Origin of the sequence: Metabacillus sp. 84, assembly GCF_050107715.1 — a bacterium.
Classification (GTDB): domain Bacteria; phylum Bacillota; class Bacilli; order Bacillales; family Bacillaceae; genus Metabacillus_B.
In genome coordinates this window covers 260,719-277,522 of the sequence record NZ_JBNILN010000005.1, presented here as the reverse complement: position 1 = coordinate 277,522, position 16,804 = coordinate 260,719, and the positions used below count along the sequence as shown (strand labels likewise).

The 16,804-nt window shown below is 46.7% G+C and carries 11 protein-coding genes; 6 read left to right on the top strand and 5 right to left on the bottom strand.

Features of this window, described 5'->3' with window-relative positions; translation table 11 throughout:
- Positions 1-609 precede the first annotated feature (609 nt).
- The 6 genes from ACQCV8_RS11995 (at position 610) to ACQCV8_RS11970 (ending at position 10,494) form a co-directional block, all read left to right on the top strand.
- Positions 610-5,103, top strand: a complete 4,494-nt coding sequence (locus tag ACQCV8_RS11995) for a phosphodiester glycosidase family protein (RefSeq protein WP_426844866.1) — start codon at positions 610-612, stop codon at positions 5,101-5,103.
- Positions 5,104-5,524: 421 nt separating this feature from the next.
- Positions 5,525-5,815 carry an Asp-tRNA(Asn)/Glu-tRNA(Gln) amidotransferase subunit GatC gene (gene gatC, locus ACQCV8_RS11990; RefSeq protein WP_035407683.1) on the top strand — a complete coding sequence of 97 codons (291 nt, stop codon included), beginning with the start codon at positions 5,525-5,527 and terminating at the stop codon, positions 5,813-5,815.
- A gap of 15 nt (positions 5,816-5,830) precedes the next feature.
- The gene (gene gatA / locus ACQCV8_RS11985; protein ID WP_426844865.1) at positions 5,831-7,288 is read left to right on the top strand and encodes an Asp-tRNA(Asn)/Glu-tRNA(Gln) amidotransferase subunit GatA; all 1,458 of its coding nucleotides are present in this window, start codon (positions 5,831-5,833) and stop codon (positions 7,286-7,288) included.
- 14 nt (positions 7,289-7,302) lie between these two features.
- Entirely contained in the window at positions 7,303-8,733 is a 1,431-nt protein-coding gene (gene gatB / locus ACQCV8_RS11980; protein WP_426844864.1) for an Asp-tRNA(Asn)/Glu-tRNA(Gln) amidotransferase subunit GatB, read from the top strand.
- Between the two features lie 97 nt (positions 8,734-8,830).
- A complete protein-coding gene (locus ACQCV8_RS11975) occupies positions 8,831-9,013 on the top strand; it encodes a hypothetical protein (protein WP_426844863.1) in 183 nt (60 codons plus the stop codon).
- A 686-nt stretch (positions 9,014-9,699) separates the two neighbouring features.
- Positions 9,700-10,494 carry an SDR family NAD(P)-dependent oxidoreductase gene (locus ACQCV8_RS11970; protein WP_426844862.1) on the top strand — a complete coding sequence of 265 codons (795 nt, stop codon included), beginning with the start codon at positions 9,700-9,702 and terminating at the stop codon, positions 10,492-10,494.
- Positions 10,495-10,551: 57 nt separating this feature from the next.
- On the opposite strand, the gene ACQCV8_RS11965 is transcribed toward ACQCV8_RS11970, so the two are convergent.
- The 5 genes from ACQCV8_RS11965 to ACQCV8_RS11945 form a co-directional block, all read right to left on the bottom strand.
- A complete protein-coding gene (locus tag ACQCV8_RS11965; protein ID WP_426844861.1) occupies positions 10,552-12,453 on the bottom strand; it encodes an endonuclease MutS2 in 1,902 nt (633 codons plus the stop codon).
- 476 nt (positions 12,454-12,929) lie between these two features.
- On the bottom strand, positions 12,930-13,256 hold the full coding sequence (locus tag ACQCV8_RS11960) for a hypothetical protein (RefSeq protein ID WP_426844860.1): 327 nt from the start codon (positions 13,254-13,256) through the stop codon (positions 12,930-12,932).
- A 17-nt stretch (positions 13,257-13,273) separates the two neighbouring features.
- The gene (locus ACQCV8_RS11955; RefSeq protein ID WP_426844859.1) at positions 13,274-15,001 is read right to left on the bottom strand and encodes an ABC transporter ATP-binding protein; all 1,728 of its coding nucleotides are present in this window, start codon (positions 14,999-15,001) and stop codon (positions 13,274-13,276) included.
- A 256-nt stretch (positions 15,002-15,257) separates the two neighbouring features.
- Positions 15,258-15,680 carry a DUF1801 domain-containing protein gene (locus tag ACQCV8_RS11950; RefSeq protein ID WP_426844858.1) on the bottom strand — a complete coding sequence of 141 codons (423 nt, stop codon included), beginning with the start codon at positions 15,678-15,680 and terminating at the stop codon, positions 15,258-15,260.
- 81 nt (positions 15,681-15,761) lie between these two features.
- Positions 15,762-16,718: a serine hydrolase domain-containing protein gene (locus tag ACQCV8_RS11945; RefSeq protein WP_426844909.1), complete on the bottom strand. Its 957-nt coding sequence runs from the start codon at positions 16,716-16,718 to the stop codon at positions 15,762-15,764.
- Between the last annotated feature and the right edge of the window lie 86 nt (positions 16,719-16,804).

Here is a 16,804-nt window from a genome sequence, read left to right as displayed (position 1 = left end):
CATCCATCTTTTGGCGTCATTTCAATTGAGCAAGGAAAGTGAACCTGCTCACCCCTATTAAGAATTCAGTCCTTTCCGCCGGCTGACCCGGCATACCTTCAGGAAAATTAGCGCAGATTTATCATCTGGAAGTCCAGATGGGTCATAACGAACATGCTGTTAGATAAATCCGGGTCTTTTTTCCGGGAAGGAATTGATCAAGAAAGGAGAAATCGCTGAATCTTAAATAGTGTGAAATGGCGTCGAGCACCGTTCGCAGCCTACGGTTTCTTAACCTATCAAAATTATCCCCATTATTCAAGCAGTTGAAACGTGTCGGAATTTGGAAAAATCCGCAGGACCATAAGCCTTACGTTAGTGTAAGCGATTTCTTTTAAAAATAAAAGTAAAATAATTCTGAAAAATTAAAACGAAGTATTCCGTTGGTTTCAAGATGGAAACGGCCTGGTTTTTCGACAAACACAATGACAATTTTCTGGTCTAATATCCTTATTTTTCATTAGTTTACAAAAAATTTAAAAAAGTCTGCTGGAAGCCTTAAATTCAGGTGATACGTTTGGAGCAGAACGGCAGCTATTCAGCTGAATTTATTTGAAAAGAGGGGAAGCAATGAGAAAACCAAAAACGTTTCTATCTGCTGTATTTGCCTTTGTTTTAGTTATGCAGACGGCAGCTGCAGGCCTGGTTTTGCCGGCAGGCACTGTCTCAGCGGAGGAGGCGCCTTATTCACTTGGGACGGTCATTGATCAATGGGAGAAAGATATTGCTCTGGGAGTTGAGCAGGAGACAGTAACACTTGCAAGCAATCGCGGACGACAGGAAGCCTTCGTCATGAACGTTGATCTGGATGAGGATGAGCTTGGCATTGACGTAGGTCTGCCAAACGGCAAAGACCTTGGCATGCAGCCGGTCCGCCAGCAGGCAGCAGCCGTTTCAAAGCCCGGCCAAGTCGTTATTGGAGCATTTAACGGTGATTTTTATAATACCTCAACAGGGATTCCAAATGGAACGGTTATTCATGATGGCAGAATTCTAAAGTCAGGGTACAAGGAATCGTTTGGCGTGAAAAAAGACGGGACTCCGATCTTTGGTATTCCAGGTGTCCAGTTTAAGCTTCATGCCGATGGTGCCACCCATCACATTGCCCAGCTGAATGGGGCCAGGGGAACGAATCATCTTGCCTTATACGCTGCTCCGCTTAAATCAACAGGGACAAACACATCCGGAACAGAGGCAGTGCTCAGTGTAATATCCGGAGATGTACATAAGCCGGGGAAAATGAAAGCGGTAGTTGAAGAGCTGATTGATGGCAAAGGAAATCAGGCGATCGAGAACGGAAATCTTATTTTATCCGGTCATGGAACTGGCCGTGAGATTGTCAAGTCATTGAAGCCTGGACAGGAAGTGGAGATTGAAACCCAGATTTCCCCGCAATGGCTGGACGCGGAGGAAGGACTAAGCGGAAATTATAAGCTCATTCAAAAAGGTCAGAAGGTCAATTTGCCTTCAGATAATTTTACGACTGCAGTGGCTCCAAGAACCGCAGTCGGCATGAACGCAGAAGGTGAGATTTTCTTTGTGGTCATTGATGGACGGGCACCTGGATATTCAGAAGGGATCACCGTCTTCGAATTACGTGACATGATGGCTGAGCTTGGCGCGGTGGAAGCACTAAACCTGGATGGGGGAGGTTCCTCTACTTTTGGGGCACGGCAGCCGGGGGAGGAAGGCCTGAGTATTGTAAACCGGCCGTCCGATGGTTTTGAACGCTCTGTTGCTAACTCTTTTTTGATTACGACTTCCGCTGAGCCGGGAGCACTCAGCCAGCTTGCCATGCAGCCTGACCGCCTGCTGATGCTGAAAGGAAGCCGTGAGGACCTGGATGCTAAAGGAATGGACGCCGGATACTTTCCTAAGCCGCTTAATGGAGAACCGGATTGGTCTGTCTCGGATTCCTCACTTGGGACAGTAGATGAAGAAGGGTTGTTTACAGCAGGAAATACACCCGGGAAAGGAACGGTACGGGCAGGGAAGGATGGAGCGAGCGGAACAGCTGCCATCACCGTTACAGACAAGCTGACCGAAATCAAGCTTCCCCAGGATGCCCTTACGCTGAAAAAAGGGGATGAAATCAATCTTGCTCCGAAAGCCTTATTGGACGGGAAAAACGTCGATGCCGACCCTTCTCTTTTTGAATGGAAAATTGAAGGCGAAGTTGGGAGCATTGATCAAAATGGACAGTTCAAAGCTTCCAGCAAAACAGCATCGGGAAAAATCACCGTATCACACGGAGGGATTTCAGATTCGATGACAATCCAGGTAGGGAGATTGCCGATTATTCTGGAGGATTTTGAAAAGAATTTCTCTAATTGGACCTTTAGCGGTGCCCGATACAACTCCATTTCCATAAAACAGACAACCTATCCTGAGCCCGCCCGGTTCGGCAGCCATGCCCTGCAGCTGAACTATGACTTTACCGGGACAACGGGAACGTCTGGTGCATACGCACATCCAAAGCAGCCAATTCAAATTGAGGACTATCCCGAGTCTATAGGGATGTGGGTGTATGGAGACGGAAACAACCACTGGCTCAGAGCTCAAATGAGGGATGCGAACAACAGCCCGTTTGCGCTAGATTTTGCTTCAAAAATGAACTGGACCGGTTGGAAGTACGTTGAAGCGAAAATCCCGGCCGGCAAGGCGCTTCCTTTGAAAATGGACCTGCCGGTGAGACTGATGGAAACGAGTGACGCCAACAAAGATGCGGGAACCATTTATGTGGACAACATCCGGGCTGTATATGGCGATACAAATGATGATCTCGTAAACCCCGTCATTGACACAGCTCAGCCTGCAGACGGAACGAAAACGGAGGATGCCCAGCCTGTGATTTCCGCCATCGCAAAGGATGAAGACACAGGGATCAACCCTGAGCGCATCGCGATGAAGGTAGATGGAAAGGCTGTTCAGCCGGCATACGATTCCAAGACCGGAACCATCTCTTATCAACCTGAAGCTCCGATGCTTGATGGATTTCATAAAGCAGAGCTGAATGTTCAGGACAATTTTGGAAACGAGACGGACAAATCCTGGACATTTGAAACAGAAGCCGGTCAGGCAGGATTCAAAGCAGATCCTCCAGAATCTGCTTATATCGGTTCAGCGTTTCCTGTCAAACTGGAAGTAAAAAAAGCCGAGCAGCTGGATACGCTGAAGGTAAAAATGAAAACATCCTTACAGGCTGACGAAAATAAAGTGAAGCTGTCTGAATCGATTACATCCGATATGGTCTTGAAAAATAAGATCTCTGAGGACGGAACGATTGAACTTGAGTTAAAAGGTATTAACAAACTGGATGGGGATCTGGTGATTGGCAGCCTGCCGTTATCCATTCCTGTTACTGCGAAAGGGAAAGCATCCGTTGAATTTTTATCCGGCACTTTGAAAAAAGCGGGTACCAGCGAAGAAACCATGCTGTTTCTCCCGAATATTGAAAAAGACGTAAAAGCGCACTTTACAGTGGAAGCAGACCGTGCATCGGTTGGTTTTCCTTCTAAGCTGACAGTAAAAGATGAAGACGGAAATGCAGTCGAAGGCGCTGAAATAAGCGTCCTGTCTCCTGAATACAAGCTTGCGAAAGTTAAAACGAAAATGGCGCAGATCAGGAAGGAACCGAGAGTGAAATCTGAACTGACAGCTCCTGTTTCCAAGAAGGTCCAGCTTCTGGTTTTGAAAGAAGAAAATGGCTGGATTCAAGTGAAAACCGGTGATATCGAAGGCTGGATCGAAGCGTCAGATACAGAGATCAGCGACTGGACACTCGGTGAAACAAATGAGGACGGAACGCTGAAAACGAGCCTGCTAACCTTAATTCCCGGCAAAGCAGTGATTCAGGCATCGAAGGAAGACCGCTACAGTTTTACAAAAGATATTAGCGTTCTGAACCACCTAGGGACCAGCAAACCAGAAAGACTGAATGTCACCTTTAATGGAAAAACAGGCAGCCGTAATGTTACTTGGACAACTTCACCGCTGATTAAAGACTCCGTTGTTCAAATCGCGAAAAAAGAAGATTACGAGAAAGACGGATTCAGCGGCAGAAGATTTCTTGGAAAAAATGCAAAAAGCGCGCCTCTTTCAATGGATGCAGGTGAGCTGCAGGTGCATACAGCCGAAATTATGGGCCTCGTACCCGGACAGACTTACATGTACAGAGTCGGAGACGGAACGCCTGAAGGCTGGAGCGAACCGGCAGAAATTTTTGCGAAAGACATGGTGAAAAGTCCGTTCACCTTCCTGCTTATGGGGGATACACAAGCACCGCCGAACCAGACCGAATCCGGCTTCGGCATCTACACTGAGCTGTTCAAAAAAGCAAAAACCGAACATCCTGATGCCGCCTTCATGATGCATGTCGGGGACATGATTGACGATGGCAATCTCTACTCCCACTGGAACGCGTTCTTCGAATCAATGAAGGATCCAATGCTTGCGCCATCCACTGCGATCATGCCAACTGTTGGAAATCACGAAAACATCGGAAGCGGAGTCCAAACCTTCAAAAGTCTCTTTAACATGCCGGGCAACGGGCCGGATGGCTTTGAAGGAACCGTCTATTCCTATGATTACGGCGACGCACACTTCGCTGTTCTAAACACGGAAACAGACACCGCCGGCCTGCAAAAACAAGCTGAATGGCTCATCAAAGACATGGCGAAATCGAAAAAGAAATGGAAAATTGTCACCTACCACCGCTCTCCATACTACTCCAACCCGCAAGGCGGAGCAGAGGCAGTCAAAAGTGTATTTCCGAAAGCGTTTGACGAGGCCGGCATCGATCTCGCCATCTCAGGCCATGACCATGCCTACGTCCGGACGCATAAACTGAAGGAAGGCAAACAGGCTCAAGAAGGTACCACCTACCTGATTGCCGGTTCCACAGGCGGCAAATTCTATGATGCCGTCCCTCAGGATTACATGGATGTATACTTTGAAGAAAAAACACAAATCTATTCAAGCGTTACGGTAAGCGAAGAAGGCATCAAAATCGTAGCGAAAGCCCGTGACGGCAGGGTGATTGACGAGCATTTAATCAAAAAATAACGGAAACCGGGGGTGCAGCTTCTGCCCCTGGTTTTTTTATTTTTGGGGTCTGGCCCTCGCTCTGATAAAGCGCTAAAGCTCCGGCACCATCTCTCCAATCCCTTGTACCGCAATGGTAAAAAAGCACTGGCCTCTGACCCGTTCTGCTTTAAAGGATGTGGGGTCCGGCACCGTGCCAGGCCCACATCCTTTAAAGCAGCGGGGGACAGAGACGATGGATGCTGAAACTAAAGGCATCAAGGGTTTGCGGAGGCGGTGCCGGAGCTTTTATCCTTTAGCGAACAGCGGGTCAGGCACGTGTCCTGCCGTCAGGCACCCGCAATATCCTCGTTCCGACCCTGCAATGCCTTGCTTTATAGCACTAAATTTTGTTATCATCAGAGTATTGTGTATGCACGATTTTATTGGAGGTGAACAGTTGATGTCACGCATTTCGACTGATCAGGTTAAGCACGTTGCGCACCTTGCCCGTCTTGCGATTACAGAAGAGGAAGCTCAGATGTTTTCGAAGCAGCTTGATGCCATTATTTCATTTGCAGAGCAGCTGAATGAGCTCGATACGGATAACGTTGAGCCGACGACTCATGTATTGGATATGAAAAACGTAATGAGAGAGGACAAGCCGGCTAAAGGTCTTCCGGTTGAGGACGTTGTGAAAAACGCTCCGGACCAGAAAGACGGATACATCCGCGTTCCGACCATTCTTGAATAAGGGAGGGAAACCTAGGTGTCATTATTTGACCATAAGATTTCCGAGTTAAAGCAGCGTTTACATAAAAAAGACATCACCGTTACGGACCTTGTTGATGAGTCCTATAAACGGATTAACGAAGTAGAAGATAAAGTACAGGCGTTCATGACGCTTGATGAAGAGCGCGCGCGTTCTTATGCAAAGCAATTGGATGAGGCAGTCGGTACACGCGATGAGTTCGGTCTCCTTTTTGGAATGCCGATCGGCGTAAAGGACAACATCGTGACGAAGGACCTTCGTACAACGTGTTCCAGTAAAATCTTAGAGAATTTCATGCCGATTTATAATGCAACGGTTGTGCAAAAGCTTCAGCAGGCAGAATCCGTTACAATCGGAAAATTAAACATGGATGAGTTCGCGATGGGTTCTTCCACAGAGAACTCTGGATTCAAGCCGACAAGAAATCCGTGGAATCTTGAAACCGTACCAGGCGGATCAAGCGGTGGTTCCGCTGCATCTGTTGCAGCAGGCGAGGTTCCGTTTTCCCTTGGATCTGACACAGGCGGTTCGATCCGTCAGCCGGCAGCATATTGCGGCGTTGTTGGATTAAAGCCTACGTATGGCCGTGTTTCCCGTTATGGGCTTGTGGCATTTGCTTCATCTTTGGACCAAATCGGCCCGATTACCCGTACCGTTGAAGACAATGCGTATCTTCTTCAAGCAATCGCTGGCGGAGACCAAATGGATACGACCTCTGCAAATGTGGATGTTCCAGACTATGTTTCTTCCTTAACAGGCGATGTTAAAGGCCTGAAAATCGCGGTTCCAAAGGAATACCTTGGCGAAGGTGTCAGTGAAGAAGCGAAAAACTCCGTGTTAGAAGCGCTTAAAGTTTTGGAAGCGCAAGGAGCGACGTGGGAAGAAGTATCGCTGCCGCATTCCAAATATGCGCTAGCGACTTATTACCTTTTAGCGTCTTCAGAGGCTTCATCCAACCTTTCCCGCTTTGACGGAATCCGCTACGGGTACCGTACAGACAATGCGGAAAACCTGATCGATCTTTACAAGCAGACCCGTGCGGAAGGCTTCGGGAACGAGGTTAAGCGCCGGATCATGCTTGGAACGTTCGCTCTTAGCTCCGGTTACTATGACGCGTACTATAAAAAGGCGCAAAAAGTGCGTACGCTCATTAAAAAAGATTTCGAAGATGTTTTTGAAAAGTACGATGTCATTGTTGGACCGACGACTCCGACTCCTGCTTTCAAAATCGGTGAAAAAACAGACGATCCGCTTACGATGTATGCGAATGATATTTTAACGATTCCGGTTAACCTTGCAGGTGTCCCTGGAATTTCCGTCCCTTGCGGATTCTCAAACGGTCTTCCGCTCGGACTTCAAATCATCGGCAAGCACTTTGACGAAAGCACCATCTACCGTGTTGCCCATGTATTTGAGCAGGCGACGGACCATCATAAAGCAAAACCTGAACTGTAAGGGGTGAGAAACGAATGAACTTTGAAACGGTGATTGGACTTGAAGTCCACGTTGAGCTTAAAACGAATTCAAAAATCTTTTCCGCTTCTCCGAACCATTTCGGAGCGGATCCGAATACGAACACTTCCGTTATCGACCTTGGATACCCCGGTGTCCTTCCGGTACTGAATAAGGAAGCTGTAAACTTCGCGATGAAGGCTGCGATGGCGCTGAACTGTGAAATCGCAACGGATACGAAGTTTGACCGTAAAAACTATTTTTATCCGGATAATCCAAAAGCGTACCAAATCTCTCAATTTGATAAGCCAATCGGCGAAAACGGCTGGATTGAAATTGAAGTAGGCGGCCAAAAGAAGAAAATCGGAATTACCCGTCTTCACCTTGAAGAGGACGCGGGTAAGCTGAACCATACGGGCGACGGCTTCTCCCTGGTTGACTTCAACCGTCAGGGTACACCGCTTGTGGAGATCGTTTCCGAGCCGGATATCCGTACGCCGGAAGAAGCGTATGCGTATCTTGAAAAATTAAAATCCATTATCCAATATACAGGTGTTTCTGACTGTAAAATGGAAGAGGGTTCTCTTCGCTGTGACGCGAACATTTCCCTTCGTCCAGTCGGTCAGGAGAAGTTCGGTACGAAAGCCGAGCTGAAAAACCTGAACTCCTTCAACTTCGTCCGCAAAGGATTGGAGCACGAGGAAAAACGCCAGGCAGAGGTGCTATTATCCGGCGGAATCATTGAGCAGGAAACTCGCCGCTTTGATGAATCCACTGGCAAAACCCTCCTGATGCGTGTAAAAGAAGGATCCGATGACTACCGCTACTTCCCGGAACCGGATCTTGTGTCTCTTTACATTGATGAAGAGTGGAAAGAACGTATCCGTGCTGAAATTCCTGAGCTTCCAGATGAGCGCAAAGCGCGTTACGTATCGGACCTTGGACTTCCTGCATACGATGCAATGGTCCTCACACTTACGAAAGAAATGTCCGACTTCTTTGAAGCAACCGTCAAAACAGGCGCCGATGCAAAACAGGCATCCAACTGGCTGATGGGAGAAGTATCAGCTTACCTGAACGCAGAGAACAAAGAGCTTGAAGATACAGCTCTTACTCCTGAAGGACTGGCAGGCATGATCAAGCTGATCGAAGCAGGTACGATTTCTTCCAAAATCGCGAAAAAAGTATTCAAAGAGCTTATCGAAAACGGCGGCGACGCTGAGAAAATCGTTAAAGACAAAGGACTTGTCCAAATCTCTGACGAAGGCGCACTCCGTAAATTCGTAAATGACGCTCTCGATGCCAATCCGCAATCAATCGAAGACTTCAAAAACGGGAAGGACCGTGCTATCGGCTTCCTCGTCGGCCAAATCATGAAAGCCTCCAAAGGCCAGGCGAACCCGCCGATGGTCAACAAGCTTCTCATGGAAGAAATCAATAAACGATAAAAAATTAGCTTCCGGGGCATCTGCTCTGGAGGTTTTTTTGTGCTGATTTAGTGGAGTAGGGAGAATAAAATTATAACTAGGATTAAAAACTTTCTGATTGAATAATAAGGGATATCAAGTTTCCGGAACTAACGGTACTTGGCATATTGAATCCGAACAATTTAATGAACTCCCAAATTTAATGGATTTCATCTCAAAAAGAAATGATAAGTTTGAAAATACTAAGAAAGCTGCTGAGCTGACTAAAGATCTAATTGACGAAGAAATCAATGATGATTAAATACAAATGATGCATGGGAGAAAACAATGGATTTAACAAATCGAAGTATATTCACATATATGCCCGATACTGAAACTTCGTTTGGTTCAGTATCCATGGTCTGTTTTTAGATACATGGAGAAAAGTGAGGTGCCTCCAAATGATCCGATTTCAGCAAAAATTAAAACGGCCGCGGTCTGCTCAGTATCCGGGACCTTGTTATTTATGCTCGTGTACAGCCTGCAGGAAGGAAGACCGTATGATCATCTAGGTACCGCAATTGCGATGCTTATCACTCTCTCCGTTTAAGCCATTATCATCTTCGGTATCATCCGTATCCCCGTTTCGTACCTTGCAGACGTCATCACAAATCGCAAAAATTTGAAATTCCTTTTTTACTTCATAGCAGGTGCACTGATTCTTCAGCTGCTCCATCTGTTACAGACTATCAAAGTCTTGGTGGTTCGCTATTTCAGTGTACTTGGCGGTGTTACAGCTGCAGCCTTCTATTTATGCGAGCGGCTTCTGCTTCGCTACAGCAAAAACGATCCGATCGCGTAATCGGGTCGTTTTTGTTATTGTCTGTAAAATGCTTTTAAACTCTCCCAACTGATGCTGTGTCCCGGCTGCGAGGGTGTGCGAAAAAAAGCAGTATTTTTCTGTTTTTCTGGGAAAATAAGAACAGAAAACAACTGGAGGGATACAATTTGGACACACAGCTGTCAGGAAAACGTGCGTTAGTTACCGGCTCTACATCCGGGATCGGAAGGGCAATCGCGTTTGCTCTTGCAAAGGAGGGTGCCTCCGTCATCATCAGCGGGCGGAGCAGCAGCCGGGTGGAGGAAACGATTGAACAGATGAAGAAGCAGCTTCCGGAAGGGGATTTTCTTAAGGGAGTGGCGGATTTGGGGACTGAGGAAGGGTGCCGCAAGCTGATGGAGGAATTTCCGGAGGTGGATATTCTCGTTAATAATCTGGGGATATTTGAGCCGAAGGAGTATTTTGATATTACGGATGATGAATGGATGAAGTTTTTTGAAGTGAACATTATGAGCGGTGTCCGGCTGACCAGAACATACCTTGAGAAAATGATCGCTAAAAAAGAAGGGCGTGTCATTTTTATTGCCAGTGAAGCAGCCGTAATGCCGTCACAGGAAATGGCTCATTACAGCGCGACGAAAACGATGCAGCTCTCCATTTCGAGGAGCCTCGCAGAATTAACAGCGGGAACGAATGCTACGGTTAACACCATCATGCCGGGCTCTACCCTCACAACAGGGGTCGAGAACATGCTGGAATCCCTCTATCCGGATGAAGGGCTCTCCGTTCAGGAGGCAGAGGAAAAGTTTATGAAGGAGAACAGGCCGACTTCAATTATTCAGAGGCTGATCCGGCCGGAGGAAATTGGCCATTTTACGGTATTTCTTGCGAGTCCATTATCATCTGCGATTAACGGAGCTGCACTCAGAGCGGATGGAGGATTGGTGAGGAGTGTGTTTTAAAAAGCAAAAAGAGCGGACTGAATATGTCCGCTCTTTTCCATTCCCTTCTGTAACCTGTTATTTATCCCTCTTCATCTCTTTTTGAATTTTCTTCAGTGCTTTCTTTGATCCCCGTTCAATATCATGGGCAAGCTTTCTCGTCTGATAATCGGTGAACAGCTGATCCAAATCGTAGCCTTCCGGATACAGTTCAGCCGCTTTGAAGTTGAGCTTCAGGCGCTTATCAAGGATTTCATGCATTTCTCCCTTATAAAATACAGTCACGTTGCGGGATTTGTTCCGCTCTTTGTAAACAATCCCGGTGTCGTTGTATTCAAGGAGTGTGACTTTGTCTCCCTTTTGAAAGTCGATGACCTCTTCAGGAAGCTGACTGGCCGCTTTTGCTGGCTTCCTGATTTTGTTGTCATCCACTTTATCAAGTCGATATGCCTTATTTTCCATATAAGCTTTCGCTCGTTTGAGAACGGCATCTTTTATGTTCATTTTCCTGGAGATCCAAAGGGCATTGCTGTCTCCTGATTCCCCGATGATCAGCCGGTAGGCGGGCTCGAGCGTTTCCTGTTTAAACTGCATGGCAGCATTCATGAAGTCCGGATGCAGTTCGGAAAAGCGTTTGATTTCACCATAATGGGTCGTGGCCACTGTGATGCAGCCCATATGATAGAACTCTTCCAAGATGGAGATGGCTAAGGCGGCCCCCTCATTCGGCTCGGTTCCGCTGCCGATCTCATCGAAAAGGAGAAGGGTATGATTATTGGACTGGGTCATGATTTCCGATAAATTTTTCATATGGGAGGAAAATGTGCTCAGCGCATTTTCCAAGCTTTGATTATCGCCGATATCCGCAAAAACCCTGTCAAATACTGAAATTGCTGTACCCCTTTGTGCGGGAATATGAAATCCTGAAGCGACGGCAAGGGTGATCAGTCCAATGGTTTTCAGGACGATGGTTTTGCCGCCGGCATTAGGTCCTGTGATGACCAGGCTGCGGTAGCCGTTCCCAATTTCAAAATCAAGCGGAACGGCATGGCCGGTCAGGAGCGGATGCTTGCAATGTACAAGCCTGATGAAGCCTGTATCATTGAGTTCCGGCTCAATCCCGCGTATTTGCTGGCTGTATTTCCCTTTTGCAAACACCATATCGTACTGGCTGATCAGCTCCATATTAATGCGGATGCCAGGAAGATGATCGATAATGATTCCGGTGAGCGTCGCCAGAATCTGATATTCCTCTACTGCTTCTTCAGCCCTCAACCGTTCCAGTTCGCCGTTCAGCTTCGCCACACTGTGCGGCTCCATAAAAACGGTGGAGCCTGTAGAAGAAACTTCTACAATGGAACCGGCCACCTGATTTTTATAGGAAGCCTTTACCGGAATGGTGAACCTGTCGTTTTTCCGGCTGATAAAGGTATCCTGAAGGTATTTCCTGTTTTCACTGCTGTTCATAAATTTCGTCAGCTGGGCTTTGATTTTCTCTTCTTTTTCCTCAATTTGCTCACGGATTTTCCTTAAATTCCTGCTTGCAGAAGAATCAACTCTTCCGTTTTTGATCGCACCGTTGATTTCTTCTTCCGATTCCCTATACTCAGTCATGGATTGTGCATAAGAAGACAACACGGGCGCGAAAAATTCACGTTCCAGCATAAACCTCTTTAATTTCCGGCATCCTCTTAAAAAGTCAGACAGGCTGATTAATTCACCCGGGTTTAAAATGATCCCCTTTTCTGCTTGTTGGATAGGGCTTTCAATATTTGTAACACCGGAGAACGGAACGTGCCCGTCCGCGTCCAAAATCGAGCGGGCTTCGGATGTTTCATTTAACCGGGTCTTAGCCACTTTCATGCTTGTGGCAGGCTCCAGCTTATCCAGCAAATTTTTGCCAAGTCCACTTGTGCAATAGGATTTAATAACTTCTTTTAACTCGCTGTATTGCAATTTATCAAACGTCTCTGTATTCATTTTATAGCTCCTCATGATTATTTTTATAATCAAATGAAGATACCTTGTCAGATGGAAAGAACAAGCCAAATTTTAAACGCAAAAAAAGCTGCAGAGATCCCGCAGCTTTTCCTTCACAAGGTACAGACAAATAAACGGCATGATCCTGCCGTGCTGTCCGTTTTTTATGAAAGGTACAGGTATCTTCATAGGGTTGAAATGAATCCACAGCAAAATAAAGGGAGGAATCCCCTGTTTTTTCACTAGATTCAATTCATTAAATTCTCCTATTTAGAACCTATACACACTCACAAAAAGCACCTCTTCTATTTGTTTGCTTCATTCTATCCAATCTGAATACGACTATAGTTTATTATAGGATTCGTAAATAGTAAACCTTTTATTGATTTAATCTCAATCATTAAATGATTCCTTGGTTTGTTTAATGAATAAGATTAACAGGAAAAAGAGCGGACACCAGCTGTCCGCTCTTTCTCCTATTGAGGCACGGCCACCTGCCTGTTTTTTCTCTTCGAAAAAACCAGCACCCACCAAACCAGCAAATAAACAAACCCGGCCAATACATAAACGGCCCAATGAGCACCAGTCTGAAGCGCGCTGATAAAATGCTGCCCTTCATTCATTCCTTCCAGCCGTCCAATCGAGTTGAGGAGAGCGATGGCCGGAATTGTCATGGCTGCAAGGAAGGCTGAGGCGGAGTATGCTTTGCCGTTCCGCTGTATCAGACGGAAAAGGGCAGTTCCAAGTGTGATGAGCAGGAACAGATAATAGATGATGAATACCCAGGCGGGCAATGTTGTCATATTATTTCTTCTCCTTTTTACTGCACTCCCTGCAGCCGCGCATAATCCCCATTCCGCTTCAGCAGTTCCTCATGCGTGCCTTGTTCGGCGATTCCGTTTTCCTTGAGCACGATGATCCGTTCTGCGTTCCGGATGGTCGACAGCCTATGGGCGATGACGAGGGTAGTGCGGTTTTTAGCGAGCCGTTCGAGTGAGTCTTTGACTACTTTTTCGCTTTCGTTGTCCAGGGCGCTTGTCGCTTCGTCGAAGATGACGATTGGCGGGTTTTTCAGGAAGACGCGGGCGATGCTGAGCCGTTGCTTCTGGCCGCCGGAAAGCCTTACGCCGCGCTGGCCGATGTCGGTGTCATATCCGTTCTGCAGCTTCATGATGAAGTCATGGGCATGTGCGTTTTTGGCGGCTTCGATAATTTCTTTATCTGTCGCATCACGGTTCCCGTAGCGAATGTTTTCGAGCACGGTTCCGGCAAAAAGATAGACATCCTGCTGGACAACGCCGATGTTTTTGCGCAGAGAGGAAAGGGTGATGTCTTGAATGCTGATTCCGTCAATTGTAATTAACCCTGACTGAATGTCATAAAAGCGGGGAAGGAGAGCACAAATTGTTGTTTTGCCTGCCCCTGATGGGCCGACGAGTGCTGTGTATTCTCCCGCAGCAATTTGCAGCGTAAGTCCATCAATAACGTTTGGCTGGTTTTTATCATAACGGAAGCTGACATTCCGGAATTCAATGCTTCCCCTTACATGCTCAAGCTTAACGGCCCCTGGGGAATCTTCAATCTCCGGCTTGTTATCCATCATCTCCATAAACCGTTCAAACCCTGTCATGCCCTCCTGGTAGAGAACCGCCACATGGGTCACCCTCTGAATCGGCTCAATCAGAAATCCGACATACAGCAGGAACGTGATTAAATCAGCGAGATCCAATGAGGAGTGAAAAATAGCGGTTCCTCCCGCCACAATGACTGTGATGCTGATCAGCTGGATAAACAGTTCAAAACCGTTAAAGAAATAGGCTTCATACCTGTATCCGGTTTTCCGGCTTTCCAGAAAGCGCAGATTCTCATACTCGAATTTTTCCTGCTCAAGTTTCTCATTAGTGTACGATTGGACGACACGGATTCCTGCAAGGTTATCCTCGACTTGTGCGTTTATGTCACTGATTCGGAGCTTGTTCCGCTTTAAGGCCCGATTCACTTTTTTGTTAAAATAGAGCGCATAAACAGCCATGAATGGCAAAAAGGCGAAAATAGCCAACGTCAATGAAGCGTTGATTGTCAGCAAAATGACGAAGGATCCGATGAATTTTACCGAGTATTTCAGAATATCCTCCGGTCCGTGATGGTAGTATTCCGATAACCAGAAGAGGTCGTTCGTTATACTCGACATCAGCTGTCCGGTTTTCTGCCGGTCATAAAACCGGAAGGACAGGCTTTGATAATGACTGAACAGCTCAGAGCGCAAATCACTCTCCATCAATGCTCCCATCCGGTGCCCGTGATAATCCATCACAAAGTTGAAGCCTGCTTGCAAGACGGCCAGCACAAGCATTACTGCTCCTGTAAGCCAGATGTTCTGAAGTGCATTTTCGTCAATGCCTTCCAGTACATCCTTTGTGATGTATCGGGTGAGAAGCGGATAGGCCAGGGAGATCGCGGATCCAAGAACGGAACAGACCATTACCGTGGTAAATAGACGCCAATAAGGCTTGTAATAAGAAAGAAACTTCTTCAATCGGTTATTCAATTGGTTTTACCCCTTTTGTGTGCAGATTTTCACTGGCTGCACAGGCAAGGGAGTCAGTGCATTCCGGCCCCCTTGTGTGCTTGGGTCATTCCAGTCACTGCTTTTCTCATCCTGTTTCCTCCTCCAGATTTTGTTAAAATTAGCATACAGTATTTTCAGTTAATTTAGCCATAAAAAAAGAGGAGACGAATCTCCTCCTGACAACCGCACGTATTTTGCTTTCTTTTTTTTCATAATCAAGGACATCCAATCCTTTCTATGGATTGGGATAGGTTTGTTTTAAAAAATCAACCGATTGAGAGATAAGCTTTTTTAAAACCTCTACTTGGATATCATCGATTTTGTTGATGTAGACGCATGCTTTGCCAGATGTATGCTTTCCAAAGCTTTTCAGCAGCTCTTCTCTTTTCGGATCCCCGGTAGCAAAGTAAAGGCTGATTTTTGCCTTTCTCGGTGAGAAACCGACTAGGGGAGCATCGCCTTCATGCCCGGATGCATATTTGTAATGATAGGCTCCGAAGCCGATGATGCTTGGGCCCCACATCTTGCCTTCATACCCGGTCGTTTCGGTGAAGATGTCCAGTAATTTGAAGGCGTCCTCACGCTTTTTAGGACTGTCTACATTTTCGATAAACTCGATTACGCTATTATTGGTTTCTTTCGTTTTAAGTTCGTACATACGATAAACTCCCCTCTACGCATAGAGATCATTTTCTTCAGTATACCGGTTTCCAGATGGTGCTTCCCTCTTTGTTTCCAATCATTCAACCATCCCAGCCGCCAAATCCCCAAATACCCTTACATCCGCGAGGTAATCAAACTCCGGGCTTTGCCCTGACTGATTCAGCATCCGCACCGCGACCGCATTGTATTTGGGCATGACAAGACAAATACAGCCGCTGATGCCGAGCAGCTGATAGGACCCGGCGGGAGTATTGGAACCAAGTTCATGGTCCGGGAAATCCTTCTCCTTCACCCACCAGAAAAACCCTTGCCTCGCAAATCCTGCAGGAAGTATTTCCGGACTTTGGACAGCTGTCATCTGCTTAAAAAGAGCAGGGGTCAGGATTTGCTTCCCTTGAGCATTTCCCTCGTTTAAAAACAGATTTCCCCACCAGGCCAGGTTCCGTGTACTGCAATACAGGTTGCTTTGGCTGCCGTCGGTCACGCTGTGCTGCGTATTTTTCATGGGGTTGGATACGTCCCGGTCCCCTTCTTCAGCTATCCATCCGCTTTCCTTGGTCCCCGTTACCGAAAACACTTCATCATGAAGGATCTGGGCGATGGTTTTCCCCGTTGTCAGACGGATCAGCTTAACTAATAAATCCACTCCCGTATTATTATAAGACCAGCTTTCTCCGGGAAGAAACGTGCGAACGATGCGGCTGTCCTTTTCAGCGAGACCGTGGGTATGGGTAACCAAGTTCCGGATGGAGGTGCCTTTCACCGCTTGGAGATCAGGGAAAAACCCGCCAAGTTCCTGATCTATGTGTTTTATTTTCCCTTTCGATAACGCCCAGGCGAGCGCAAAGCCTATATAAGCTTTTCGGATAGAGGCGATATTGAACCGGGAATCCGGCTGCACCGGTCTGGAATGATGTCCGTAATCATGAATGCCGCTGTAAGATTCATAAACGACTTTATTCTCCTGTAAAATCATACAGCTGAGTCCGGTAGCGTTCAGCTGTGTTTTTGATTGTTGATTGTGAACCTCCATTGGATGCAAAAAAACCCCCTCCTTTTTCCATTATAAAGGACAGGGCAGAGGGTGAAAGGCACTTATAATTAGCTGCCGAATAATTT

Bases quoted from the DNA above. Each gene is read 5' to 3' on its own strand.
- gatC (WP_035407683.1), top strand. From the start codon at position 5,525: ATGTCACGCATTTCGACTGATCAGGTTAAGCACGTTGCGCACCTTGCC.
- ACQCV8_RS11995 (WP_426844866.1), top strand. From the start codon at position 610: ATGAGAAAACCAAAAACGTTTCTATCTGCTGTATTTGCCTTTGTTTTA.
- ACQCV8_RS11965 (WP_426844861.1), bottom strand. From the start codon at position 12,453: ATGAATACAGAGACGTTTGATAAATTGCAATACAGCGAGTTAAAAGAA.
- ACQCV8_RS11950 (WP_426844858.1), bottom strand. From the start codon at position 15,680: ATGTACGAACTTAAAACGAAAGAAACCAATAATAGCGTAATCGAGTTT.
- ACQCV8_RS11945 (WP_426844909.1), bottom strand. From the start codon at position 16,718: ATGGAGGTTCACAATCAACAATCAAAAACACAGCTGAACGCTACCGGA.
- gatB (WP_426844864.1), top strand. From the start codon at position 7,303: ATGAACTTTGAAACGGTGATTGGACTTGAAGTCCACGTTGAGCTTAAA.
- ACQCV8_RS11960 (WP_426844860.1), bottom strand. From the start codon at position 13,256: ATGACAACATTGCCCGCCTGGGTATTCATCATCTATTATCTGTTCCTG.